27 protein-coding genes, 1 pseudogene and 1 riboswitch are annotated in these 21,728 nt (G+C 74.1%); of the genes and pseudogenes, 15 read left to right on the top strand and 13 right to left on the bottom strand.

The annotated features are described in order from the left end of the window. Positions 1-4 precede the first annotated feature (4 nt). Positions 5-352, bottom strand: a pseudogene (locus tag ACQP1P_RS13330) (cysteine--tRNA ligase); the annotation flags it as partial. Positions 353-696: 344 nt separating this feature from the next. Between ACQP1P_RS13330 and ACQP1P_RS13325 the strand changes: the two are divergent. The 5 genes from ACQP1P_RS13325 to ACQP1P_RS13305 all read left to right on the top strand — a co-directional run bounded on the left by ACQP1P_RS13325 (position 697) and on the right by ACQP1P_RS13305 (position 5,070). Then, on the top strand, positions 697-1,539 hold the full coding sequence (locus tag ACQP1P_RS13325; protein WP_433086474.1) for a lysostaphin resistance A-like protein: 843 nt from the start codon (positions 697-699) through the stop codon (positions 1,537-1,539). Positions 1,540-1,610: 71 nt separating this feature from the next. Next, positions 1,611-2,777: a sensor histidine kinase gene (locus tag ACQP1P_RS13320; RefSeq protein ID WP_433089990.1), complete on the top strand. Its 1,167-nt coding sequence runs from the start codon at positions 1,611-1,613 to the stop codon at positions 2,775-2,777. After that, positions 2,774-3,436 carry a response regulator gene (locus ACQP1P_RS13315; RefSeq protein WP_433086472.1) on the top strand — a complete coding sequence of 221 codons (663 nt, stop codon included), beginning with the start codon at positions 2,774-2,776 and terminating at the stop codon, positions 3,434-3,436. The genes ACQP1P_RS13320 and ACQP1P_RS13315 overlap by 4 nt, the downstream gene beginning before the upstream one ends. 33 nt (positions 3,437-3,469) lie before the next feature. After that, positions 3,470-4,567, top strand: coding sequence for an LLM class flavin-dependent oxidoreductase (locus ACQP1P_RS13310; protein ID WP_433086470.1), 1,098 nt, complete (start codon positions 3,470-3,472; stop codon positions 4,565-4,567). After that, positions 4,564-5,070, top strand: coding sequence for a lipoprotein (locus tag ACQP1P_RS13305; RefSeq protein WP_433086468.1), 507 nt, complete (start codon positions 4,564-4,566; stop codon positions 5,068-5,070). The genes ACQP1P_RS13310 and ACQP1P_RS13305 overlap by 4 nt, the downstream gene beginning before the upstream one ends. Here the strand turns inward: ACQP1P_RS13305 and ACQP1P_RS13300 are convergent. The 3 genes from ACQP1P_RS13300 to ACQP1P_RS13290 form a co-directional block, all read right to left on the bottom strand. Next, positions 5,067-5,717, bottom strand: coding sequence for an NADPH-dependent F420 reductase (locus tag ACQP1P_RS13300; protein ID WP_433086466.1), 651 nt, complete (start codon positions 5,715-5,717; stop codon positions 5,067-5,069). The two genes, ACQP1P_RS13305 and ACQP1P_RS13300, sit on opposite strands and share 4 nt — an antisense overlap. A gap of 67 nt (positions 5,718-5,784) precedes the next feature. Further along, entirely contained in the window at positions 5,785-6,420 is a 636-nt protein-coding gene (locus ACQP1P_RS13295; RefSeq protein ID WP_433086464.1) for a response regulator transcription factor, read from the bottom strand. Beyond that, a complete protein-coding gene (locus ACQP1P_RS13290) occupies positions 6,372-7,679 on the bottom strand; it encodes a sensor histidine kinase (protein WP_433086462.1) in 1,308 nt (435 codons plus the stop codon). The genes ACQP1P_RS13295 and ACQP1P_RS13290 overlap by 49 nt, the downstream gene beginning before the upstream one ends. A 102-nt stretch (positions 7,680-7,781) precedes the next feature. On the opposite strand from ACQP1P_RS13290, the gene ACQP1P_RS13285 reads away from it, so the two are divergent. After that, positions 7,782-8,813 carry a fatty acid desaturase family protein gene (locus ACQP1P_RS13285; RefSeq protein WP_433086460.1) on the top strand — a complete coding sequence of 344 codons (1,032 nt, stop codon included), beginning with the start codon at positions 7,782-7,784 and terminating at the stop codon, positions 8,811-8,813. Here ACQP1P_RS13285 and ACQP1P_RS13280 read toward each other — a convergent pair. The 3 genes from ACQP1P_RS13280 to ACQP1P_RS13270 are packed head-to-tail and all read right to left on the bottom strand — an operon-like array spanning position 8,810 to position 10,521. Next, on the bottom strand, positions 8,810-9,304 hold the full coding sequence (locus ACQP1P_RS13280) for a YcxB family protein (RefSeq protein ID WP_433086458.1): 495 nt from the start codon (positions 9,302-9,304) through the stop codon (positions 8,810-8,812). The two genes, ACQP1P_RS13285 and ACQP1P_RS13280, sit on opposite strands and share 4 nt — an antisense overlap. Before the next feature lie 12 nt (positions 9,305-9,316). Continuing rightward, positions 9,317-9,691: a VOC family protein gene (locus ACQP1P_RS13275; RefSeq protein ID WP_433086456.1), complete on the bottom strand. Its 375-nt coding sequence runs from the start codon at positions 9,689-9,691 to the stop codon at positions 9,317-9,319. A gap of 38 nt (positions 9,692-9,729) precedes the next feature. After that, positions 9,730-10,521, bottom strand: a complete 792-nt coding sequence (locus ACQP1P_RS13270; RefSeq protein WP_433086454.1) for an SAM-dependent methyltransferase — start codon at positions 10,519-10,521, stop codon at positions 9,730-9,732. Positions 10,522-10,573: 52 nt separating this feature from the next. After that, positions 10,574-10,639: riboswitch (guanidine-III (ykkC-III) riboswitch) on the top strand. Between the two features lie 21 nt (positions 10,640-10,660). On the opposite strand from ACQP1P_RS13270, the gene ACQP1P_RS13265 reads away from it, so the two are divergent. The 8 genes from ACQP1P_RS13265 to ACQP1P_RS13230 all read left to right on the top strand — a co-directional run bounded on the left by ACQP1P_RS13265 (position 10,661) and on the right by ACQP1P_RS13230 (position 16,687). Beyond that, positions 10,661-10,975 carry a DMT family transporter gene (locus ACQP1P_RS13265; protein WP_433086452.1) on the top strand — a complete coding sequence of 105 codons (315 nt, stop codon included), beginning with the start codon at positions 10,661-10,663 and terminating at the stop codon, positions 10,973-10,975. A 37-nt stretch (positions 10,976-11,012) separates the two neighbouring features. Beyond that, positions 11,013-11,795 carry an SDR family NAD(P)-dependent oxidoreductase gene (locus tag ACQP1P_RS13260; RefSeq protein ID WP_433086450.1) on the top strand — a complete coding sequence of 261 codons (783 nt, stop codon included), beginning with the start codon at positions 11,013-11,015 and terminating at the stop codon, positions 11,793-11,795. Positions 11,796-11,838: 43 nt separating this feature from the next. Further along, on the top strand, positions 11,839-12,093 hold the full coding sequence (locus ACQP1P_RS13255) for a hypothetical protein (RefSeq protein WP_433086448.1): 255 nt from the start codon (positions 11,839-11,841) through the stop codon (positions 12,091-12,093). Positions 12,094-12,281: 188 nt separating this feature from the next. Beyond that, the gene (locus tag ACQP1P_RS13250; protein ID WP_433086446.1) at positions 12,282-13,313 is read left to right on the top strand and encodes a LacI family DNA-binding transcriptional regulator; all 1,032 of its coding nucleotides are present in this window, start codon (positions 12,282-12,284) and stop codon (positions 13,311-13,313) included. Between the two features lie 77 nt (positions 13,314-13,390). Continuing rightward, positions 13,391-14,386: a lysylphosphatidylglycerol synthase transmembrane domain-containing protein gene (locus ACQP1P_RS13245; protein ID WP_433086444.1), complete on the top strand. Its 996-nt coding sequence runs from the start codon at positions 13,391-13,393 to the stop codon at positions 14,384-14,386. Positions 14,387-14,415: 29 nt separating this feature from the next. Then, positions 14,416-15,507 (top strand): glycosyltransferase family 4 protein, encoded by a 1,092-nt coding sequence (locus ACQP1P_RS13240; RefSeq protein WP_433086442.1) that lies wholly within the window; start codon positions 14,416-14,418, stop codon positions 15,505-15,507. Beyond that, on the top strand, positions 15,500-16,309 hold the full coding sequence (locus ACQP1P_RS13235; protein ID WP_433086439.1) for a PIG-L family deacetylase: 810 nt from the start codon (positions 15,500-15,502) through the stop codon (positions 16,307-16,309). Before ACQP1P_RS13240 ends, ACQP1P_RS13235 begins: the two co-directional genes overlap by 8 nt. 9 nt (positions 16,310-16,318) lie before the next feature. Continuing rightward, positions 16,319-16,687: a hypothetical protein gene (locus tag ACQP1P_RS13230; RefSeq protein WP_433086437.1), complete on the top strand. Its 369-nt coding sequence runs from the start codon at positions 16,319-16,321 to the stop codon at positions 16,685-16,687. Between the two features lie 211 nt (positions 16,688-16,898). Here the strand turns inward: ACQP1P_RS13230 and ACQP1P_RS13225 are convergent, their stop codons facing one another. From ACQP1P_RS13225 to ACQP1P_RS13200, 6 genes are all read right to left on the bottom strand, one after another. Continuing rightward, complete coding sequence (locus ACQP1P_RS13225; protein WP_433086435.1) at positions 16,899-17,912, bottom strand: hypothetical protein; 1,014 nt, start codon at positions 17,910-17,912, stop codon at positions 16,899-16,901. Further along, entirely contained in the window at positions 17,912-18,412 is a 501-nt protein-coding gene (locus tag ACQP1P_RS13220; RefSeq protein ID WP_433086433.1) for a SigE family RNA polymerase sigma factor, read from the bottom strand. The genes ACQP1P_RS13225 and ACQP1P_RS13220 overlap by 1 nt, the downstream gene beginning before the upstream one ends. Positions 18,413-18,653: 241 nt before the next feature. After that, positions 18,654-19,454, bottom strand: a complete 801-nt coding sequence (locus ACQP1P_RS13215; RefSeq protein WP_433086431.1) for an ABC transporter permease — start codon at positions 19,452-19,454, stop codon at positions 18,654-18,656. Next, on the bottom strand, positions 19,451-20,416 hold the full coding sequence (locus tag ACQP1P_RS13210; RefSeq protein ID WP_433086429.1) for an ABC transporter ATP-binding protein: 966 nt from the start codon (positions 20,414-20,416) through the stop codon (positions 19,451-19,453). Before ACQP1P_RS13210 ends, ACQP1P_RS13215 begins: the two co-directional genes overlap by 4 nt. Continuing rightward, positions 20,413-20,784 (bottom strand): hypothetical protein, encoded by a 372-nt coding sequence (locus ACQP1P_RS13205; RefSeq protein ID WP_433086427.1) that lies wholly within the window; start codon positions 20,782-20,784, stop codon positions 20,413-20,415. The genes ACQP1P_RS13210 and ACQP1P_RS13205 overlap by 4 nt, the downstream gene beginning before the upstream one ends. Then, a complete protein-coding gene (locus tag ACQP1P_RS13200; protein WP_433086425.1) occupies positions 20,784-21,389 on the bottom strand; it encodes a helix-turn-helix domain-containing protein in 606 nt (201 codons plus the stop codon). Before ACQP1P_RS13200 ends, ACQP1P_RS13205 begins: the two co-directional genes overlap by 1 nt. On the opposite strand from ACQP1P_RS13200, the gene ACQP1P_RS13195 reads away from it, so the two are divergent. Continuing rightward, on the top strand, positions 21,377-21,694 hold the full coding sequence (locus ACQP1P_RS13195; RefSeq protein ID WP_433086423.1) for a hypothetical protein: 318 nt from the start codon (positions 21,377-21,379) through the stop codon (positions 21,692-21,694). The genes ACQP1P_RS13200 and ACQP1P_RS13195 overlap by 13 nt on opposite strands. Positions 21,695-21,728 lie beyond the last annotated feature (34 nt).

The raw sequence follows: 21,728 nt of genomic DNA, 5'->3' as shown, positions 1-21,728 counted from the left end.
GCAGGAAGTAGCGGTAGGCCAGCGGATGCAGGCCGTCGTCGACGAGGTCCTGCAGCATCGGGGCGCCGCCCTCGGACTTGGCGACCTTGCGGTTGCGCAGCAGCACGAACTCGTTGTGCAGCCACAGCGGCACCCAGGGGCGGTCCTCGCCGAGGTACGCCTCGGACTGCGCGATCTCGTTGACGTGGTGGATCTCGCGGTGGTCGACGCCGCCGGTGTGGATGTCGAAGTGCCGGCCCAGCAGGTCGATGCTCATGACGGAGCACTCGAGGTGCCAGCCGGGCACGCCCGGGCCCCACGGGGAGTCCCAGCGCATGACGCGCCGCTGGCCGGGCGCCTCGGTGCGCCACACGGCGAAGTCGGCCTTGTTGCGCTTGCCGGGCACGGTCTCCAGCCGGGCGCCCTCGCGCCGGCCCTCCAGCAAATCTGGGCGGGGGTGCCGTATCCGGGCGAGCGGGCGGTGTCGAAGTACAGGCCGCTGTCGATGCGGTAGGTGTACCCGCGCTCGTCCAGCGCGCGGGCGAAGTCGAGCATCTGCGGCACGAACGGTACCAACCACGGGGCGGCGGCGGCCCTGTCCCCCGCGCGAGCTACACGGCGGTGCCCACCTCGCGGTGACGTCCGCGGCCCCGGGGACGCCATAGCGTCGTCGGCGTGGGCGCGGCACCGGGCCGCGCACCGGTCGAGGGGGTTGTGATGGGCGAGGCGACAACCGTGCCGGCGCGGCGGATCGGGCCGCGTCTGCTCGTCATGCTCGTGGTGTTCGCGATCGTGCTCGTGGTGTCGGCGGCGCTCGGCTCGGCCGCGGCCGGCAACGCCGTCACGGCCCTCGGGGCCGGGGCGCTCACGGCGGCGGGCGGGCTGCTGCTGTACCGATGGATCGTCGGGCGTATCGAGCGGCGCCCGGTGGACGAGATCGCCGCGGACCGGATGGTGCCGCAGCTCGCGCGGTGGGCGGGCGCCGGCGTCGCGCTCTTCACGGTGACGATCGGCGTCATCGCGCTCTTCGGCGGCTACCGTGTCGCCGGATGGGGCTCGGTGAGCGCGGCGGTCGCCACCCTCGGCACCATGATCGGCGCGGCCGTCGCCGAGGAGCTGCTCTTTCGCGGGGCCCTGTTCCGGCTCGTCGAGCAGTGGCTGGGCACGTGGGTCGCGCTCGCCGTCTCCGGTGTGCTGTTCGGCGCGCTGCACCTGCTCAACCCGGGCGCGACGGTGTGGGGCGCGATCGCGATCGCGGCCGAGGCCGGCCTGATGCTCGGCGCCGCGTACACGGCCACCCGCTCCCTGTGGGTGCCGATCGGGCTGCACCTGGGCTGGAACTTCGCCGAGTCGGGCCTGTTCGGCACGGTCGTGTCGGGGACCACCGGCACGCACGGCCTGCTGCGCGGGGCGGCGAGCGGCTCGGACGTCGTCAGCGGCGGCGGCTTCGGCCCGGAGGGCAGTGTGTTCGCGATCGTCGCGGGCGGGGCGGTCGCGGCGGTGCTGCTGCGGCGCGCGTACCGCCGGGGCCTGATCGTGCGCCGCGGCGGTGCCGGGTGAGGGCTGTGCCCGCGGCCATGACCGGGGACATCGCCCACGACCGCGGCGGCTACGCTGCGGTCGTGTCGCGTCTGCCGCTCGGACGCCGGGGCGCCGCGGCCCTGGCCTGGTGGCGTGCGCGCAGCGTGGTGCTGCGCGACGGCGCGTCCGGGGTGCTGCTGGCGCTGCTGGCCTTCGTGCCGCAGCTGGCCGGGGCCGGGACGCGCCTCGGCGAGCTGCCGCGCCGCCCGCTCGACGCGCTCGCCGTGCTGGCCGGGCTCGCGCAGACGCTCCCGCTGGCCGGGCGGCGGCGCCTGCCCGCGGTGTGCTTCGCGGTGGTGGCGGCCGGGTTCGCGGTGCAGGAGCTGCGCGGGTACGTCACGTTCGCGGGCGCGGGCCTGCTCGTCGCGCTCTACAGCGTGGCCGCGCACCAGCGGCGGTTCCGGGCGTGGGTCGCCGCGGGCGCGGTGGCCGCGTACGCCGGGCTGGTCGCGGCCCTGCACGCCGCCGGCTCGGCCGCGCGGCCGCCGGACTACACGATCTTCTTCCTGCTCCTGGCGGGCGGCGCGGCGATGGGGGCGTGGGTGCGGCGGGGACGGATCGCCGAGGCCGAGCGGCGGCGGGCCACGGCGGCGGCCGCCCGCACCGCGGAACGGGCCCGGATCGCGCGCGAGCTGCACGACGTGATCACTCACCACGTGACCGCGATGGTGGTGCAGGCCGACGCCGCACAGTTCCTCGCGGCCCGCCCGGAGCGGCTCACGCAGAACCTGACGGCGATCAGCGGGACCGGCCGGCGGGCGCTCGGCGAGCTGCGGGACCTGCTCGGCGTGCTGGACCCGGACCGGGTCGCGCCGCGCGGGGACCTGCCGGCCCTGGCCGGCATCGGTGAGCTCGTGGCGCGGTCCCGGGCCGCGGGGCAGCCGGTGGAGCTGCTCGAGCAGGGCCGGCCGGGCGGGCTCGGCTCGGGCCGCGAGCTGGCCGGCTACCGGGTGGTGCAGGAGGCGCTGACGAACGCGCTGAAGTACGCGCCCGGGCGGCCGACCGTCGTGCGGGTCGTGCACCGCGAGGACGGCGTGCGCATCACGGTCACCAGCGCGCCCGGCGACGCGCCCGCGCGCCCGGTCGGCGGCTCCGGCCGCGGGCTGGACGGGCTGCGCGACCGCGTCGAGGTCTTCGGCGGCTCCCTCGACGCCGGACCCGGCCCCGACGGCGGCTTCACCGTGACCGCCCGCATCCCCGCTGGAGAGATCGCATGATCCGCGTGCTCGTCGCCGACGACCAGGCGCTGGTGCGCACCGGGTTCGTCACCATCCTCGACGCGCAGGACGACCTGGAGGTCGTCGGCGAGGCGAGCGACGGCCGCGCCGCCGTCGGCCTCGCCCGGCGGCTGCGCCCCGACGTCGTGGTGATGGACATCCGGATGCCGGTGCTGGACGGGATCGAGGCCACCCGGCAGCTGGCCGGGCCGGGCGTCGCCGAGCCGGTCAGGACGCTCGTGGTGACGACGTTCAACCTCGACGAGTACGTGTTCCAGGCCCTGCGCGCGGGGGCGAGCGGCTTCCTGCTCAAGGACGCCACCCCGCAGCAGCTCGTCGCGGGCGTGCGCACCGTGGCCGCGGGCGACTCCCTGCTGGCCCCGGCGGTGACGCGGCAGCTGATCGGCCGCTTCGGCGCGCGGGTGCGCCCGGCCGAGCCGCTGGCCAACGCGCACAGCGTGCTCGCGCCGCGGGAGCTGGAGGTGCTGCGGCTGATCGCGACCGGCCTGTCGAACGCCGAGATCGCCGCGACGCTGGTGATCAGCGCGGAGACGGTGAAGACGTACGTGTCGCGGATCCTGACGAAGCTGGACCTGCGCGACCGGGTGCAGGCGGTCGTGTACGCGTACCGCACCGGCCTGGCCGACCCCGACGCCTAGCGGATTTTCCGATCTGCTTAATATGATTTGGGCATGGCGGGCGAACACGTGGCGAGCGAATATCTGTGGTACATCCCGAACGAGGCGCGGCCGGGCCACCGCGGCGACGACGTGGTCGAGGGGCACAACAGCCTCGACACGCTCACCGGCCAGGCCCTCGCGATCGAGGCGCACGGCTGGGGCGGGGCCCTCATCGGCGCCGGATGGGCAAGGCCCGACACGTTCACCGTCGCCACGGCACTCGCGGCGCGCACGACCACGTTCCGGCCGCTCATCGCGATCCGGCCCGGCTACTGGCACCCGGCCCGCTTCGCCGCCGCGGCCGCCACGCTCGACCACCTCAGCGGCGGCCGGGTGCTCGTCAACGTCGTCTCCGGCCGCGACTCCCTCGCCGAATACGGCGACGCCGAGGCCGACCCGGCCCGCCGCTACGACCGCACCCGCGAGTTCCTGCAGGTCGTACGGCGGCTGTGGACGCAGGAGCGGGTCACGTACCGCGGCGAGTTCTTCAGCGTCGAGCAGTCCACCCTCGCGGTGCGGGGACGGCACCCGCGCCTGTACTTCGGCGGCGCCTCCGAGGCCGCCGAGCGGGTCGCGGCGGCCGAGGCGGACGTGCAGCTGTTCTGGGGCGAGCCCCTCGACGGGGTCCGCGAGCGGATCGAGCGGCTGCGCGCACTCGGCACGCGGCACGGGCGCGACCTGCCGCCGCTGGAGTTTGGCCTGCGGATCACCACCCTGGTCCGCGACACCACCGAGGAGGCCTGGGCCGAGGCCGAGGCGCGGGTGGCCCGGATGGGCGCGGCCGGCGACGCCCGGGACGCGAACTGGGACGCCGCCACCGGCCAGCAGCGCCTGCGGGCCCTCGCGGCGCGCGGCGACGTGCTCGACGAGTGCCTGTACACGGCGCCCGGCCGGGTCGGCGGCGCCGGCGCCGCCACCACGTGGCTGGTCGGCTCCGCGGCGGACGTCGCCCGCGCGCTGCGCCGCTACGGCGAGCTCGGCATCACCCACTTCGTGCTCTCCGACACGCCGTACCTGACCGAGGTCGAGCGTCAGGGCCGCGGGCTGCTGCCGCTGCTGCGCGCCGGGGCGGGAACCGCCGAGCCGCCGGCGGCGTCTGTGTCCGTGTGAGACGACTGCTGCTCGCGGCCGTGGCCGCGGTGTTGCTGAGCGGGTGCGCGCCCGCCGGCCCGGTCCAGTCCCAGGCCGGCTCGGCGGCCCTGATGCGCGGCTTCGGGGTCTCGGTCGACGAGGCCGTGGCGCCGCGGGTGCCGCAGGTGCACCTGCGGGTGTGCGGGCCGTGGGGCTGCCGCGAGCTGGACGTGCCGCTGCCGGCGTCGGGGACGATGAGCGCGCTGCCGTGCCCGTCGACCGGCGACCCCGCGGCCGTGTGCGGGGCGGTGCGGCAGCCGGGGCCGGCGCCCGGCTACGGCTACGCGCCGATCCCCGAGCTGACGCTGGAGCCGGTCACCGTGGACGTGTCGACGCCGCCGGGCGCGCCGATGGCCGTCGCCGCGTCCGTCACCGTGCGGCCGCGGGGCGCCTGCGCGGACGCGGGGCCGTCGTGCGCGGACCCGACCCCGCAGGCGGAGATCCACATCTCCGCCGACGGGTCGGTGCGCCAGACGCGCTAGCGCTCGGCCTTGTCCAGCAGCGCGCGGATCGCGGCGGCGTCGGCGGGGCCCTCCCGGTACGGCGTGCCGTAGACCGGCGTGTCCGGCTGGGAACGCCAGCTCTCGGCCAGGTCCCCGCCGTCGACGGCGTCCCAGCCGATCGCGTCGAGGAACTGCGTCACGGTCCGCTTCGCGGCGGCGTCGTCGCCGAAGATCGGCAGCGCGGGACGGTCCGCGGCGCCCGCCGGGCGGCCCTGCTCGCCGAGGTGCTGCGACCAGATGTTGTTGAAGCCCTTCACGACCTTCGCGGTGCCCAGGTGCTCCTGCAGCAGGCCGCTCGAGGTGGCGGTGCCGTTGTCGAGCTCGGCGATCTGGCCGTCGCGGGCCGGGTAGTAGTTGTTCGTGTCGATGACGACCTTGCCGGCCAGGGGCTCGGCGGGCACGGCGCGGTAGGCCTTCAGCGGCACCGTCACCACGACGATGTCACCGGCGGCCGCGGCGTCGGCCGCGCGGGCCGCCCGAGCCTTCGGCCCGAGCTCGGCGACGAGGTCCGCGAGGGTCTCGGGCCCGCGCGAGTTGCTGAGCACGACGTCGTAGCCGGCGGCGATCGCGAGCCGCGCCACGGTGCCGCCGATGTTGCCGCTGCCGATGAGTCCGATCGTTGTCATATTCGCCGCAACTCATCGGCCCGACCGCACATTTCCGGTGTGACGCAGCAGACGCGACGCCGGCGCCTCACGCGTTCAGGTAGGCCAGCACCGCCAGGACGCGCCGGTTGTCGTCGTCGGACGGCGGCAGGTCGAGCTTGGTGAGGATGTTGTTGATGTGCTTGCTGACCGCCTTCTCCGTGATGCGCAGCTTGGCGGCGATCGCGGCGTTGGAACGGCCCTCGGCCATCTCCCCCAGCACCTCCCGCTCACGGGCCGTGAGCACGGCCAGGGGCTCCCGGCGGGCCAGCATCTGCGTGATCACCTCGTGGTCCATGGCGGTGCCCCCGCCGGCCACGCGGCGCACGGCGCCGACGAACTCGTCGACGTTGGAGACCCGGTCCTTGAGCAGATAGCCCACCCCGCCGTCGGGGGTGCTCAGCAGCTCACGGGCGTAGAGCGGCTCCACGTGCTGGGACAGCACGAGCACGGGCAGGCCCGGCCGCGCCGCGCGGGCGGCGATGGCGGCCTGCAGGCCCTCGTCGGTGAACGTCGGCGGCAGGCGCACGTCGATCACGGCGACGTCCGGACGGTGCTCGGCGAGCGCGGGCAGCAGCGCCGGGCCGTTGTCGACCGCGGCGACGACCTCGAAGTCGAAGGCCTGCAGGAGCCGGGTCAGCCCGTCCCGGAGGAGGGCATGGTCCTCGGCGATGACAACGCGCACGGCAGCTCCATGGTGATGACGGTGGGTCCCCCGGACGGACTCGACAGCGCGATGGTGCCGTCGAAGGCGGCAAGGCGGCGTTCGATCCCCCGCAGACCGGTGCCGCAGGCCGGATCCGCGCCGCCCTTGCCGTCGTCGGTGACGACCATCGTCAGGTCGCCGCCGACGTGCCGGATCGACACCGATCCGCTGCGGGCACGGCTGTGCCGGATCATGTTGGTCAGCGCCTCGGCGACGGCGAAGTACGCCGCGGACTCCACCGGCGTGTCCGGCCGGCCCGGCAGGTCGATGACGACCGCGACCGGCAGCGGCAGGCTGATCGCCAGGGCCCGGATCGCGCCGGCGAGACCACGCTCGGCGAGCACCGGCGGATGGATGCCACGCACCAGATGCCGCAGCTCGTCCAGGGCCGTGCCGCTGGCCTCCCGGGCCTCGGCGAGCAGCTTGTGCGCCTGGGCCGGGTCGCGGTCCAGCAGCGTGTCGGCCAGGCCGATGATCATGCTGAGCGAGACGAGCCGGGCCTGGACCCCGTCGTGCAGGTCGCGTTCGATACGCCGCAGCTCGGCGGCCTGGGCGTCGACCGTGTCGGCCCGGGTGACCGTCAGCTGGGCGACCCGCAGCCGCAGCTCGGCGGCCTTCGTCGGGGCCAGGAACAGCCGGGCGAACAGCGCGTCGACCCGGCGCAGCCACGGCGCCACGCCGAGTCCGGCCACCAGGATGAGCGCACCCTGCGGCAGGCAGATCAGCACCTCGGCCGGGGCCCGCAGGTGCCACACGGCGCCGTAGCCGTACCAGCCGGTGCCGAGCCAGATCCACACCGGCGTCAGCGTCAGGCCGGCCAGCCCGTACAGCGGGACGAGCACCGCGACGCACCCCAGCCCGGCGCCGACGATCGCCCCGGGGACGAGCCACGCGAGATCCCGCCACGTGGCCGGGTCGGTCACGGTCCACCGGAAATACGGCCAGCTGCCGGCGACGGCCCCCGGCGGCGCCGGATGATACGGGCGGGCCACGACCACCCGCGCCCGGCAGGCCCGCCGCCGCTCCAGGTCCGTTCGCACCCGAACGAGAGCCATCGCCCACGGCACGAGCGCCAGGCCGAGGAACGGCACCGGCGCCAGCACCAGCGCCACGAGCGCCATCACCAGCAGCAGCAGATTGGTCAAGGCCAGACCGACCGAGGCCAGACCGGCCAGCACGGCGCCCACGCCACGCCGGGCCAGCCGCCCCATCCACACACCGGTCGCCGCCACATGCACACGTCATATAGTGCCCGGCGAACCTGAGAGTGGTGCTAGCACCACCACCGCGCACGACATAGCGCTCCTGACGGGACGCCCCGGCGCCGCTGTGATGGAGCCATGACTGCCACCATCTCGCGGCCGACGACCGGCAGCGACTTCGCCGCTCTGGCCCGCCGGATCAACGCCGAGGGGCTGATGCAGCGCCGGCCCGCCTACTACGCGCTGCGCATCGGTGTGGTCGCACTCCTGTACGCCGGCGGCTGGGCCGCGTTCGCCCTCATCGGCGCGTCCTGGTGGCAGCTGGCCACCGCGGCGGTCCTCGCGGTGGCGTTCACCCAGCTGGCCCTCGTCGCCCACGACCTCGCCCACCGGCAGGTGTTCCGCACCAAGCGCCCCAGCGAGATGGCCGGGCTCGTCGCCGGCAACCTCGGCATCGGGATGAGCTACGGCTGGTGGATGGACAAGCACACCCGCCACCACAACAACCCCAACCACGACGACCTCGACCCGGACGTCACCCCCGAGGTGCTCATCTGGGCGACGGAGTCGGCGATCGGGCGGCGCGGGCTGAAGGGCTTCATCACCCGCCACCAGGCGGGCCTGTTCTTCCCGCTGCTCACCCTGCTCGCGATCGACCTGAAGGTGTCCAGCGTCAAGGCCCTGCGCAACGGCACCGTCAAGCGCCGCGGCCTGGAGACCGCGCTGCTGATCGTGCACGCCGTCGCGTTCGTCGGCGCGCTGCTGCTCGTGCTCTCCCCGCTGCAGGCGCTCGCGTTCCTGCTCGTGCACCAGGCGATCTTCGGCGTGTACCTCGGCATGACCTTCGCCCCCAACCACAAGGGGATGCCGCACCCGACCGGCGACGAGGACTTCCTGCGCAAGCAGGTGCTCACCTCACGCAACGTGCGCGGGGGCTGGATCGCCGACCACGCGATGGGCGGCCTGAACTACCAGATCGAGCACCACCTGTTCCCCGGCATGCCGTCGGTCAACCTGCGCAAGGCCCAGCCGATCGTCGAGGCCTACTGCGCGCAGATCGGGCTGCCCTACGCCAAGACCGGGCTCGTCGCGTCCTACCGGCAGGCCCTCGCCTTCCTGCACGAGGTCGGCGCTCCCGCCCGCGCCGAGCACCGGGCGCGCCGGGCCTAGCCCGCGAGCAGGTTGTTGCGGTCCATGAACGCGCGGAGGGTCTCGGCGTCCTCCGCGCTCATGAACGCCTTCGGGATCACCGTGGCGGGGATGCGCCCGACGTACACGATCCAGAACTCCGGCGTCTCGGTCACCCGCGAGACGCCGTCCCACGCGATGCCGCCCTCCTCGGAGCCGCTGCGCATCATGATGTTGTCGTCGGTGATGTCGTAACCGCCCTCGACCGCGTACTGCCCCGAACGGCGCTTGGCCTGGAAGCGGACCCACGGCGCATACAGCATCGACAGGATCCCGCCGATGATCAGGGCCAGATAGAGCGAGTGCAGCGACCGGCCCCAGTCCGCCGCCCGCTCCAGCGCGACCCCGACGACGCCCAGCCCGAGCAGCCACGCGCCGATCACGGTGAACCGGCGCAGCCGGGCCGCGCTGAGCACCGCGGCGACACGCCCCGGGTAGCCGGGATCGGCCGGCACGTCGAATCGGATCTGCACGCCAGCACGCTATCAGCGGGGGGACCAGTGGCCCGCGACGAGCACCACGCGGAAGCCGTCCGGGTCGGCGACCGTCACGCCGGCACGGTCCCAGAACGGGTTGGCGCTGGGCACCACCGGCGCGCCCGAGCGCGCGACGAGGGCGTCGACCGCCTCGCGGGAGCCCAGGTACAGCACCAGCAGGTCCTCCACGTGCGGGCTCGGCGGCGCAACGTGCGCGGTCGCGGTGAACTCCAGATGCGCGCCGGTGCCGGGCAGATCCAGCATCACGCCGTCGTAGCCCTCGTGGTCCTCGAAGCGGCCGACCTCCGGCAGGCCGAGACCGTCGCGGTAGAAGGCCACCACGGTCTGAAGCTGCGGCGTCTGCCGGGCGATGCGCACCTGCACGCCGTCCAGCCTAGCCATCCGCGCCGTCGCGGGACGGTTCACACCGGCTTGCGGGCCACCACGCCGTAGATGCCCAGGTCACGACTGACGGGCCGGGCGGCCGCCGGGTCGTCGGGCCGCCAGTCGGCCACGGGCACGACCCCGGGCTCGAGGATGTCCAGACCCCGCAGGTACCCCTCCAGCGTCGCCCGGCTCCGGGCGCGCACGTCCGTCCCGCCGGCGGCGAACATCTTCTCGTACGCCGCGATGCCCTCCGCGTCGGAGAAGTCCATCGTGCCGTGGCTGAGCACCACCTGGCTGCCGGGCGCGAGCGCGTCCACGAGCGTGCGGACGATGCCCTCCACCTGCTCGTCGTCGTGCAGGAAGTGCAGCACCGCGACGAGCAGCAGCCCGGTCGGCCGGGTCAGGTCGAGCCCGCTGCGCCGCAGGATCGCCGCCGGGTCGCGCACGTCGGCCTCGAGGTAGGCCGTGTGCCCGCGGGGGTCGCCGACGAGCAGCGCCTGGGCGTGCATCATGACGATCGGGTCGTTGTCGACGTAGACGACCCGCGACTCGGGCGCCACCGCCTGCGCGACCTCGTGCGTGTTGTCCGGGGCCGGCAGCCCGGTGCCGATGTCGAGGAACTGCCGCACCCCGGCCTCGGCCACGGCCCGCACCGCCCGGCGCAGGAACGCCCGGTTCGCCCGCGCCAGCTCGACCACCGCGGGGAAGGCCGCGGCGATCGCGTCCCCCGACGCCCGATCGGCGGCGAAGTGGTCCTTGCCGCCGAGCCAGTAGCTGTACCGGCGCGCGGGGTGCGGCACCGACGTGTCGATCCGGGTGCTGTCCATCACCATGGAAGGTAATGGATCGCCACCGCACGGCGCCAGCCGCTACACTGACGGTGACGCCGCAGTCGCGGCGCTCCCGGACGAGTGGAGTCGTACCCGGCCTGCAAAGACGACCGCCCGAAAGCATGGTGTGGTGGTCATGGCCTGGCTGGTTCTCGTCGTCTCCGGCCTGTTCGAGTCCGTGTGGGCGATCGCCCTGAGCCGCTCGGCGGGCTTCTCCCGGCTCGTCCCCAGCGTCGTCTTCGCCGTCGCCCTCGCGCTGAGCATGGGCGGCCTCGGCTACGCCCTGCGCACCATCCCGGTCGGCACGGGCTACGCCGTGTGGGTCGGCATCGGCGCGGCCTGCACCGCCCTGTCCGGCATGATCTTCCTCGGCGAGCCGGCCGGCGTGCTGCGCGTGCTGTGCCTGCTCCTGGTCGTCGCCGGCGTCATCGGCCTCAAGGTCTTCCACTAGCCCGGCTCCCGGCGGCACCGGTGGCACGATTGGTCGAATGCAGATCGACCTGACCGGGCGCACCGCGCTCGTCACCGGATCCACCCGCGGCATCGGCGCCGCCATCGCCGCCGGGCTCGCGCGGGCCGGCGCCCGCGTCGGCGTCAACGGCCGCGGCGACGACTCGGTCGCCGCGGCGCTCGACCGCCTCGGCGACGGGGACTTCGTCGCCGTGCCGGGTGACGTCGCCACCGGCGAGGGCACCCAGCGGGTGCTGGACACGCTCCCCGCCGTCGACATCCTCGTCAACAACCTGGGGATCTTCGGGGCCCGGGAGCCGCTGGAGATCACCGACGACGAGTGGCGGCGCTACTTCGAGACCAACGTGCTCAGCGCCGTACGCCTCACCCGCGCCTACCTCCCCGGGATGATCGCGGCCGGGTGGGGGCGGGTGCAGTACATCGCCAGCGACTCCGCCGTCGCGATCCCGGCCGAGATGATCCACTACGGGGTGTCGAAGACGGCGCTGCTCGGCGTCGCCCGCGGGTTCGCCAAGGCGGCCGCCGGCAGCGGGGTGACCGTCAACTCGGTGATCGCCGGGCCCACCCACACGGGCGGCGTGGAGGACTTCGTCTACGAGCTCGTCGACCGCGATCTGCCCTGGGAGGAGGCCCAGCGGGAGTTCATGCGCCGGCACCGGCCGCAGTCGCTGCTGCAACGGCTCATCGAGCCCGAGGAGATCGCGAACCTGGTGGTGTACCTCAGCTCACCCCTCGCCTCGGCGACCACCGGCGGCGCGGTGCGCGTCGACGGCGGATATGTCGATGCGATCCTGCCCTGACCCGAATTGTTGCGAACCGGCGCCGGGCCGCGATGCACAGTACATGGACACCAACCTGCCACCCCTGCGGGCCGTGATCTATCTGCGCGAGATGCGGTACGTCGACGCGTGCAACGACCACGCCGACCGCAGCGGCTACGACACCGTCGACACCGTGCACGACCCCGACGGCGTGCTGCTGCAGGAGCTGCTCAACCGGGCCCTCGGCGGCGAGCTCGACGTCATCGTCAGCTGGGACTACGCGAGCCTGCCGCATGACACCGTCCCCCGCATCGAGCTCGTCGGGCACTCCCGGTAGCCGCGGCCGCCCCCACGGGGGCGGTCACGACGCGTCTCGCGTCCTAGGAAACTAGGTCGTGGGATGCCGGGTCGAGGTGCGCCGGCTCGCCTTTCGGGAAACATTTCGAAAAGCGGGTGCGGGGTGTACGGTGCCGGTCACCAACCACCCCCGCGCGGCGGCACCGGTTTCGAAACTCAGGTGAGGTCATGGCGCTGAACGGCAGGCCCACGATGGCGGAGATCGCGCGGGAGGCGCGGGTCGCCGTCTCGACGGTTTCGAAGGTGCTCAACGGGCACACGGATGTTTCGGCGAAGACCCGCCAGACCGTCGAGCGGCTGCTGGCCGAGCGCGGCTACCAGCGGCCCCGCGCGGCCAGGAACGGGCGGCGGCGCCGCACCGAACTCGTCGACCTCGTCATCAACGAGCTCGACAGCGTGTGGGGGCTGTCGATCCTCACCGGCGTCGAGGAGGTCGTCGAGGAGGCCGGGCTGGGCCTGGTCGTCTCGGCCGTGCACAACCGGCAGTCGCTGACCCGCCGCTGGGTCGAGTCGCTGCTCGCGCGCGGCTCCGAGGGCGCCATCCTCGTCCTGTCCGAGCTGGCCGAACGCCAGCACGAGGACCTGCGCCGGCGCAACCTGCCGTTCGTCATCATCGATGCCGTCAACCAGCCGCCGCCGGGCACGCCGTCGATCGGCGCGACGAACTTCGCGGGCGGTTACGCGGCGGCCGAGCACCTGGCGTCGCTCGGGCACCGGCGCATCGCCGCGATCGGCGGGCACGAGCAGTTCCAGTGCACCCGGGCGCGCATCGCCGGGTACCGCGCGGCGCTGGAGTCCGCCGGGTTGCCGGTGGATCGGCAGCTGGTGCGGTACGGCAACTTCCACCACGACGGCGGGCTGCGCGCGGCCGAGTCCCTGCTCGCCCTCCCCGACCCGCCGACCGCCGTGTTCGCCGGCTCGGACCAGCAGGCGACCGGGGTCTACGAGGCGGTCCGCCGGGCCGGGCTGACCATCCCCGGCGACGTCAGCGTGGTCGGGTTCGACGACCTGAACTTCGCCCAGTGGACCGCGCCGCCGCTGACCACCGTGCGCCAGCCGCTGCACGAGATGGGCGTGGCCGCCGCACGCACACTGCTACGCATCGTGAACGGCGAGCGGATCGAATCGCCACGCATTGAGCTCGCCACGGAGCTGATTGTGCGCGAAAGTACCGCACCGGCTGTCACAATCGAGACGTAGCCTTCCGTTCAGCATTTCTTCAGGTTCCGTCTGCGACCTTGAGCGACTTGGATTGGGCCGCACGGGGGAGGGACCGCATGGCGGTGAAAGCGCGCCGGTCGCTACTACTGGCCGGCGCGGTCGGGTTCGTGGCGTGGTCGGCCGTGCACCTGGGCGAGCTCGGTGCCTCGTGGTCGCAGGCGTGGCGGATGATCGCCCACCTCGGCTGGCGCTGGCCGGTCTTCCTGGGCGTGGTATGGCTGCTGGGCCTGGTGGTGCACACGTCGGTGCTCACCGCGTCGCTGCCCGGCCTGTCGCACCGCCGCGCGCTGACGCTGAACCTGTCCGGCAGCGCCGTGTCCAACGTGCTGCCGCTGGGCGGGGTGGCCGGCACCGTGCTCAACCTCGGGATGGTCCGTGGCTGGGGGCACACCGGCCTCGAGTTCGCCCGGTTCGTCGTGGTCTCCAAGGCGTGGGACCTCATCGCCAAGCTGTTCATGCCGCTGGTGGCCGTGGGGGTACTCCTCGCCGCCGACACGACCCCCGTCGGCCACGGCGCGCTCTGGGTGCTGTGCGCGCTGACCTGCGCACTCGCCGGCGTGCTGGTCACCGCCGCCCTGCTGGGCCGGGCCGGTCCCCTGCTGCGCCTGGTCGCCTGGTCCGAGCGCGTGTGGAGCCGGGTCCGGCGATCAAAAGACCCCCTGGGCTGGACGAAGGCCGCCACCGAGCTGCTCGACGGCACCGACAGCCTCGTCCGGCGCCGCTGGGCGGAGCTGAGCTGGGGCATGGCCGGCTACTGGGCGCTGCAGGGCGCGCTGCTGTGGCTCAGTTTCGTCGCCATTCACGTGTACCTCCCGTGGCCCGTCATCCTCGCCGGGCTCGTCGCGGAGCGCCTCCTGACCCTCGCCGCCATCACCCCCGGCGGCGCGGGACTGGTCGAGGCGGGCACCATCGCGGTCATCATCGCCCTGGGCGCCGACCCCACCGGGGCCCTGGCCGGGGTGCTGCTCTACCGCGCGTTCGTCTTCGTGGCCGAGATCCCCGTCGGCGGCATCGCCACCGCACTGTGGCTGCTCGGCCGGCGCACCGCGTAGCCCCCCTTTTGACGAAAGACTTGCCGTAGATGCGCATAGCCCACGTGACCGACGTCTACCTCCCCCGCCTGGGCGGCGTCGAGCTGCAGGTGCACGACCTGGCCTTACGCCAGTCGCACCTCGGCCACTCGACGATGGTCCTGACGACGACGGCCCCCGCCATGTTCCAGGACGACGTGCCGACCCTGCGCATCACCGGCGTCGGCGCCGGCCCCTACCGCCGCTTCGGTGGGGAGGCGCTCGGCTCCACGCTGCGGGCGCACGGCATCGAGGCGGTCCACGCCCACGTCTCCGCCTTCTCCCCGCTGGCCTGGACGGCGGCCCGGTCGGCGGCGACGACGGGCCTGCCGACGGTCGTGTCGGTGCACTCGATGTGGCACGACATCCTTCCATTGGTACGGCGCTTCGCCCGCACGCTCGACGCCGCCTCGTGGCCGGTGCAGTGGGCCGCGGTCTCCAGCGCCGCCGCCGGGGCCGTGCGCGAGGCCCTGGACGGCACCCCGGTCGCCGTGCTGCCCAACGGCATCGACCCGGCCGCCTGGCTGCTGCCGCCCACTCCCCCCGCGTCGGCGATCCCGACGTTCATCTCGGTGATGCGCATGGTGCGCCGCAAGCGCCCCCGCGCCCTGCTGCGCACCCTGCTCGCCCTGCGCGAGACGAACCCGAACTTCCGCGCGATCCTCGTCGGCGACGGCCCGCTCCTGCCCCGCCTGCGCCGCGCCACACCCGTCTGCCCCGAGATCACCTTCACCGGGGCACTCAACCGCACCTCGATCCGCTCGCTGCTCGCCTCGGCGGACGTGTACATCGCCCCGGCCCCCCGCGAGTCCTTCGGCATCGCGGCCCTGGAGGCGCGCAGCGCGGGCCTGCCGGTGGTGGCGCGGGCCGGCAGCGGCGTGGCCGACTTCATCCAGCACGGCGTCGAGGGCTGGCTCGTGCACTCGGACGTCGAGCTGCAGAACACGCTGTCGTCCCTGCTGGACGACCCGTCCCGGGTCGCCGCGGTCTCGGCCCACAACCGGGCGGTGGCCCCGTGCGTACGATGGGACACCGTGCTGGACGCGGCCGACGAACTGTACGCGCGCGCCGCGGCGTTCCTGGGCCGACGGGCGCATGCGTAGGTACACCATCGTCTCGTTCCACGCCCACCCCGACGACGAGGCCCTGCTCACCGGCGGCACCCTGGCCCGGGCGGCCGCGGAGGGCCACCGCGTCGTCCTCGTGACGGCCACCCTGGGCGAGGCGGGCCTGGCTGCTTCGAGTGCGGATCTGGGCTCCCGCCGCCACGCGGAGCTGATGGTGGCCGCCACGGCGCTCGGCTGCGCGCGGGTCGAGACGCTGGGGTATGCGGATTCGGGCCTGGCCGGCGGCGCCGGCTTCGCGTCCGTGCCCGTGGACGAGGCGGCCGCCCGGCTGGCGGCGATCCTGACCTCGGAGCGGGCGGACCTCCTGACGGGCTACGACGCGAACGGCGGCTACGGGCACCCGGACCACGTGCAGGTCCATCGGGTGGCCCGGGCGGCGGCGGCGTTGACCGGCACGCCGCTGCTCGAGGCGACCGTGGACCGCTCGTCGCTGCGTGCGCTGCTGGCCGTGCTGCGGGTGGCCGGGCGCTTCCTGCCGTCCCTGCCCTTCGGCGACCCGTCCCGGGTCTTCACCGCGCGCGAGGACATCACGCACGTGGTGGACGTGCGGCGCTACGAACACGCGAAGCGCGCGGCCATGAAGGCCCACGTGTCACAGTCCGAGGGCGGCTCGGGCATTCGCACGCTGGCGCTGTTGTCGCGGTTGCCGGGTCCTGTGTTCCGGGCGGTCTGCGGCCGCGAGTGGTTCACCGCCCCCGGCGACGGCCCCGGTCAACCCCGCTCGGGCGACATCTTCAGCGCGGCATCCAGCCGGGGGCGTGCACAGCACCGCGAGTAGCCTGCCGCGATGGAGATCACGAAAGTCCGACACTGGCTGATCGCCGAGCAGGAAGGGTTCGTCGCGCGCTTCCTCGACCAGGGAAGCCGCGATCTCGAACAATTGCAGGACCTGGACATCCGAGTGACCGTCACCGGGGGCCCGACCTACTACGTGACCCTCATGACCCTCGACGCGATCGATACGGTGCTCCGCCGCTGGGCGCACACCGGCGAACACGCCGGCGGGAGCTATTACTGGGAGACGGACCTGGTCATCGTTCCACGACCGGGCATCACCGCCATGATCAAGGCGATCGACGGGCTGATTCGTGACCGGAACATCGCGCAGGCCTGCCAGGTGATCCCGGACCTGGACGACGATCCGGATGCCGCATGACGGGTCGCCCCGAGCGAGCACGAGGACTGAGCCGCCGCGAGGAGTTCACCCCCGAGGCCGCCGGTCGGGGGGATCGCGGGGCGGCGGACATTCGGCGGCATGACTTCCACCGACTCGCCGTCGCTGTCGTTCACCGCGCAGTCGAGCGCCGCGAGATACGGCACTCGGCCGGGTGACAGCGGCTCCCGGCAGACGCCCGGCGATCCGCCTGTCACTGCTGGACCTGGACGGTCACGCCGGTGGCGTGGTCCGCGATGGCCACGGTGCCGTCCGGCATCGCGGCCATCCACGACAGTTTCGCCGGCCCCGGGGGTGTGCTCGCGGGGACGTCGAGGCGCATCTCGTACGTCTGGCTGCTGTGCCGGGGAATGGTCTTCGCGGTGCAGTTGAGGCGGTACGTGCTGCGGGCCTCGCCGAGGGCCTGGCGGTAGACGGGGCACGGGTCGAGCCCGAACGCGCGCGGGAACGCGTTCGTGACGGTCACCCGGTAGACGAGGGTCGTGCCGCGCCGGACGGTCGCCGGGGCGGTCACCGCCACCGTGAGCGGGGCGTTGAGCAGGGGCGCCTGGTAGTACCACGGACTCACCGCGAAACCGCAGCCCGGCTCGGCGGTGATGCCCGGCACCGCGATCCGGGCCGTGCCGATGGACACGGCGAGCGCGCCGCCGGGTGACGGCTCCCCGGCGCGGCACGGGATCACCGCGATGTCCACGCGCACCGCCTCACCCGGGTCGACCGTCGCCGGCTGCCGGACGCCGTCGGCGCGGGGCTCCAGCACGCCGGCGGGCACGGCGGTGCCGCCGGCGGTGAGGGGCGGGGTGCCGCTCAGGGTGCACCGGCCGGAGTGCCGGCTGGGGACGAGCATCGTGTACGTCCTGGTGCCGTCCGCCCCCGTCGTCGTGCCGTCGAGCCAGGGCGGGGCGGTGAAGCCGGACCCGGCGCAGGGGGACGCGTCCGGGCGGGGGCCGGTGCGGGCCAGGCTCGGCAGGGTCGCCGGGGTGTCGGTCCAGGCGATGCCGCCCGGACCCGGACCCGGCGCCGGCGCGGGCGGGCCGAGCAGGGTGCCCGCGAACGTGAGCGCGGTGAGGGCGGCGGCGATCGTGCCGTACCGGCGGATGCGGCGGCGCCGGATGCCCCTGCGAATGCGCCGGACCGGCTCGGTCCACCCCTGCGGCGCGTGGCGCTCGTCCGCGAGCTCCCGGCGGATCAGCTGCTCGAGGTCCATCACAGATCGCTCCCGTCGAGGTCACGGGCGGCCAGGGCCGTCCTGAGCTTGGCCAGTGCGCGCGAGGCGTTGCTCTTCACCGTGCCGACCGAGCAGCCGAGGACGGCCGCGATCTGCCGCTCGGACAGGTCGTCGTAGTACCGCAGCACCAGGACCGCCCGCTGCTGTTTCGGCAGCGCCACGATCGCCCGCCACAGCTGCTCGTCCGGCGGCTCGGCGTCGAGGTGCACGACCTCGGGGGCGGTGTCGGTGAGCCGTTCGCGCCGCAGGGCGCGCACCCGGTTGAGGTACCGGTTGACGATGACCCGCCGCACGTACCCGCCCGGGTCCTCGTGCCTGCGCACGCGCCGCCAGGCCATGCCGGTCCGCTCGAGCGCGTCCTGCACGAGGTCGGCCGCGAGGTGCGCGTCGCCGCTCAGCAGGCAGGCGAATCGCAGCAGCTCACGGTGTCGGTCCCGCACGTAGTCCTCGAACGAGGGCGGGGCGTCCCAGCTCGGCATGGTCCATGGACACCGTACCGCCGCGAAAGGTTGCTTCCCGGGGGACCTTGTCGTCGCCACGTTCCTGAGGCGGGGCAGCAGCCACGGCGCGATGACCTGCTTGACGCCCTCGGGCGTGACGTGCAGCCCGTCGCTGCGCACCTCGAGCGCGTTGACGTTCCAGGTGAAGGTGCCGCCGGGACAGACGATCGCCTTCAGGTGTCCGGCAGACGGGCGAACCCGTAGCCCTGGGCCGGGCCGGTCAGGTGATGTCGCGGCGCATGGGCACGATGACGGCGATCGCCGAGGCGGTCAGCGCGTAGGCGGCGAGCAGGAGGGCGCCGGCCGCCGGTGACAGGAGGCCGGCGGTGCCGCTGCCGAGCTCTGCCGACATGGCGTCGGCGAGGTAGGTGAAGCCGGTCAGCGCGGCGGTGGCCCCGCCGGGCAGGACCGGGTAGAGCGCGTTGGCGCCGGGGATCATCATGAGCACCGGCTCGCCCAGGTACAGATAGCCGATCACGACGCACAGGGCCACGATCTGGTTGCGGATCAGGGCGCCCATGCCGGCTCCGACGAGCAGGTACACCACCATCGCCACGCCGATGCGCGCGAGCAGCTGCAGCACGGTGGCGGCCGGCAGGCCGAGGGCGATGCCGCGGGCGGCCGCGACGGTGAACAGGGCCACCGCGGCGGTGCCCGCCAGCACGAGTCCGTACGCGAGGCCGGCGACCGTGTAGGTGGCGAGTTTGGCGGCGAGCACCTGCCCGCGGCGCGGCGCGAACAGGAAGGTGACGGCGGCGGTGCGGTGCCGGTACTCGGACGTGACCGCGAGGGTGCCGGCCGCGGCCGGCACGAAGGCGGTGATGCCGAGGATGCCGAGGATCGAGCGCAGGCCCGCCTCGGTGTCCAGCCCCGGCATCGGCGGCTCGAAGTGCTCCGGGCCCACCAGCGCCATGGCGCCGATCATGCCGCCGCCCAGCAGCGCGGCGGCGAGCAGCAGGCCGCCCCACATCCGGGTGGCCAGCAGCCTGCGGAACTCCGCCTTGATCAAGCGATGCGTCATCGGGTGGCCGCCTTGTCGGTGGTGAGGTCGAGGAAGAGCCGCTCGAGGCCGGCGCTCTCGGTGACCAGTTCGTGGATGCGCAGGCGGCGGGCGGCGGCGAGGTCGGCGATGCCCGGCGCGTCCAGCCCGCGCACCCGCAGCCGGCCGGGCCCGGCGGCCTCGACGGACGCGCCGGCCTCGACGGACGCGCCGGCGGGGTCGGCCCGCTGGGCGGGGACGGCCCGCTGGGCGGGGGCTTCGCGCAGGGCGGAGGCGAGGGCTTCGGCGTCAGGCGAGGCGACCAGCACCGACGGCGGGCCGGCGATGCGGGACCACGGCCCGGCGGCGACGAGCTCGCCGCGCCGGATCACCACCACGTCGTCCACGAGCTGCTGGATCTCGCTGAGCACGTGGCTGGAGATCAGCACGGTGCGGCCCTCGCCGGCCAGCCGGCGCAGCAGGCCGCGCAGCCACGACACGCCCTGGGGGTCCAGGCCGTTGCCGGGCTCGTCCAGCAGCAGCACGCGGGGGTCGCCGAGCAGCGCCGTGGCGAGGTTGAGCCGTTGCCGCATGCCGGTGGAGAACCCGCGGGTGCGGCGGTCGGCCGCCTCGGCGAGGCCGAGCAGGTCGAGCAGCTCCGTGACCCGGCTGTCCGGACAGCCGGCCATGGCCGCGTAGACGCGCAGGTGGTCGCGGGCGGTGTGGCCGGGGTGGAACGCGTCGGGGTCGAACACCGCGCCGACCGTGCGCGACGGCCGGGCCAGCCGGCCATAGGGCTGCCCGCCGATCGTGGCGGTGCCGCTGGTCGGCGACACCAGCCCGGTGACCATGCGCATCGTGGTCGTCTTGCCGGCGCCGTTCGGGCCGAGAAACCCGGTGACCACACCGGGTTGCACGGTGAAGGTCAGATCGCGCACGGCGGTCACGTCACCGTACCGTTTCGTCAGGCGCGACACCTCGATGGCCAGGCGGTCGCCGCTCATGCCCGGGCCGCCATGGCGCGCCGGATCGTCGCCGCGAGGCCCGGCGCGGCCGGGCCGGAGAGCACGACCTCGTCGAACTCGCCGCCGGCCGCCGCCCGGTCCAGCACCAGGTGCAGCCCGGGCTCGCCCCGGCGGGCCGCCACGAGCTGCCGGGGACCGCCGAACAAGCCCCAGACGCCGATCTTGACGAAGCCGGACACCACGAACCCCCGCCGGGCGCCGCGGGCGAGCCGGAGCGGGTCGTCGACCTGGGCAACCCGCCGCACCGCGCCGAGACGCAGCGCGAGCCGCTCCCGCCCGGTCCACACCCGCTCCCATCCGGTGAAGCGGATGTCGATCGCATCGCCGGTGACCGTGAGCACTGCCATCACTCGTCCCCCTTCGCCGGGCCGGAGCCGTCCACCGGCCCCTGCTCGTTGTCGCCGCCGCCGACCGGATGGTCGGCCGGCATCAGCACCGTCGCCAGCAGCCGCGGTGTCCGCCCGTTGCCCGGCTCATTGCCGAGCAACGGGCCGACCAGCGCGCTGAAACCGGCGGCGAACGCGGCCAGTTCGGCGTCGGTCAGGTGCAGCACGAGCTGCTGGTAGCCGGCACCGTCGGCGGCGAAGTCGATCCGTTCCCGGGCGAGGTAGCGGGAGAACTCCGACAGCAGGCTCGACACGAACGCCGTGAAGTAGCGCGCATGGTCCTGCGGGGTGGCCGTGGCCAGGGCCGCGGCGTCCAGCGTCGCGCCGTGCGCGGGCAGCGCGTAGACCCGTTCGACGGCGCCGCGCATCCTGCGCCCCTCGATCACGTCGAGCAGCCCGTTCTTGACCAGCGTCGCCAGGTGCCGATACAGCGTGGCCTGCGGAATGTCGGGCAGCAGCCCGGCCAGGTCGTGCGTGGTCAGCCGGGCACCCGCGACCGCCCGCAGGATTCTGATCCGCACCGGGTGCAGGGCCAGTTCGGCCCATCGCTCCGGTGGCATCTCCATGGCACAACATTATCATTCTCGATAATGATAATCAACGACCCCCCTGTGCCGAGCTGCTCGACGAGAGCCGCCGCCGGCTCGCGGACGCGGCGCCCGCCGGGACCGACTGGCCGCGGGCCTGCGTCGCCACGGTGCGCGGGCAGCTGTTCGCCGAGGCGGAGCGCCTGGGCCTGCCGGCGCGGGACCTGGCCGCGACGCTGCTCTGCGCGGTGCTCGCCCCGCACTGGAGACTGACGAGCGCCACCGGGGCGCTGCGCCAGGCCGAGGCCGATGCCGCGGCCGCGACCGGCAGGCCGCCCGCCTGACCGCTCAGCCGTCCACGACGGCGGGCAGTCCTGG

The sequence above is a fragment of the Dactylosporangium sp. CA-052675 genome (assembly GCF_050947935.1).
Lineage (GTDB): Bacteria > Actinomycetota > Actinomycetes > Mycobacteriales > Micromonosporaceae > Dactylosporangium.
The sequence above is the reverse complement of the archived record's forward strand: the minus strand, read 5'-3'. Positions and strand labels throughout refer to the sequence as shown.

Bases quoted from the DNA above. Each gene is read 5' to 3' on its own strand.
- ACQP1P_RS13325 (WP_433086474.1), top strand. From the start codon at position 697: ATGGGCGAGGCGACAACCGTGCCGGCGCGGCGGATCGGGCCGCGTCTG.
- ACQP1P_RS13310 (WP_433086470.1), top strand. From the start codon at position 3,470: ATGGCGGGCGAACACGTGGCGAGCGAATATCTGTGGTACATCCCGAAC.
- ACQP1P_RS13240 (WP_433086442.1), top strand. From the start codon at position 14,416: ATGCGCATAGCCCACGTGACCGACGTCTACCTCCCCCGCCTGGGCGGC.
- ACQP1P_RS13300 (WP_433086466.1), bottom strand. From the start codon at position 5,717: ATGACAACGATCGGACTCATCGGCAGCGGCAACATCGGCGGCACCGTG.
- ACQP1P_RS13260 (WP_433086450.1), top strand. From the start codon at position 11,013: ATGCAGATCGACCTGACCGGGCGCACCGCGCTCGTCACCGGATCCACC.
- ACQP1P_RS13210 (WP_433086429.1), bottom strand. From the start codon at position 20,416: ATGAGCGGCGACCGCCTGGCCATCGAGGTGTCGCGCCTGACGAAACGG.
- ACQP1P_RS13250 (WP_433086446.1), top strand. From the start codon at position 12,282: ATGGCGCTGAACGGCAGGCCCACGATGGCGGAGATCGCGCGGGAGGCG.
- ACQP1P_RS13205 (WP_433086427.1), bottom strand. From the start codon at position 20,784: ATGGCAGTGCTCACGGTCACCGGCGATGCGATCGACATCCGCTTCACC.
- ACQP1P_RS13255 (WP_433086448.1), top strand. From the start codon at position 11,839: ATGGACACCAACCTGCCACCCCTGCGGGCCGTGATCTATCTGCGCGAG.
- ACQP1P_RS13200 (WP_433086425.1), bottom strand. From the start codon at position 21,389: ATGGAGATGCCACCGGAGCGATGGGCCGAACTGGCCCTGCACCCGGTG.
- ACQP1P_RS13225 (WP_433086435.1), bottom strand. From the start codon at position 17,912: ATGGACCTCGAGCAGCTGATCCGCCGGGAGCTCGCGGACGAGCGCCAC.
- ACQP1P_RS13230 (WP_433086437.1), top strand. From the start codon at position 16,319: ATGGAGATCACGAAAGTCCGACACTGGCTGATCGCCGAGCAGGAAGGG.
- ACQP1P_RS13265 (WP_433086452.1), top strand. From the start codon at position 10,661: ATGGCCTGGCTGGTTCTCGTCGTCTCCGGCCTGTTCGAGTCCGTGTGG.
- ACQP1P_RS13315 (WP_433086472.1), top strand. From the start codon at position 2,774: ATGATCCGCGTGCTCGTCGCCGACGACCAGGCGCTGGTGCGCACCGGG.
- ACQP1P_RS13215 (WP_433086431.1), bottom strand. From the start codon at position 19,454: ATGACGCATCGCTTGATCAAGGCGGAGTTCCGCAGGCTGCTGGCCACC.
- ACQP1P_RS13235 (WP_433086439.1), top strand. From the start codon at position 15,500: ATGCGTAGGTACACCATCGTCTCGTTCCACGCCCACCCCGACGACGAG.
- ACQP1P_RS13285 (WP_433086460.1), top strand. From the start codon at position 7,782: ATGACTGCCACCATCTCGCGGCCGACGACCGGCAGCGACTTCGCCGCT.
- ACQP1P_RS13270 (WP_433086454.1), bottom strand. From the start codon at position 10,521: ATGGACAGCACCCGGATCGACACGTCGGTGCCGCACCCCGCGCGCCGG.
- ACQP1P_RS13220 (WP_433086433.1), bottom strand. From the start codon at position 18,412: ATGCCGAGCTGGGACGCCCCGCCCTCGTTCGAGGACTACGTGCGGGAC.
- ACQP1P_RS13245 (WP_433086444.1), top strand. From the start codon at position 13,391: ATGGCGGTGAAAGCGCGCCGGTCGCTACTACTGGCCGGCGCGGTCGGG.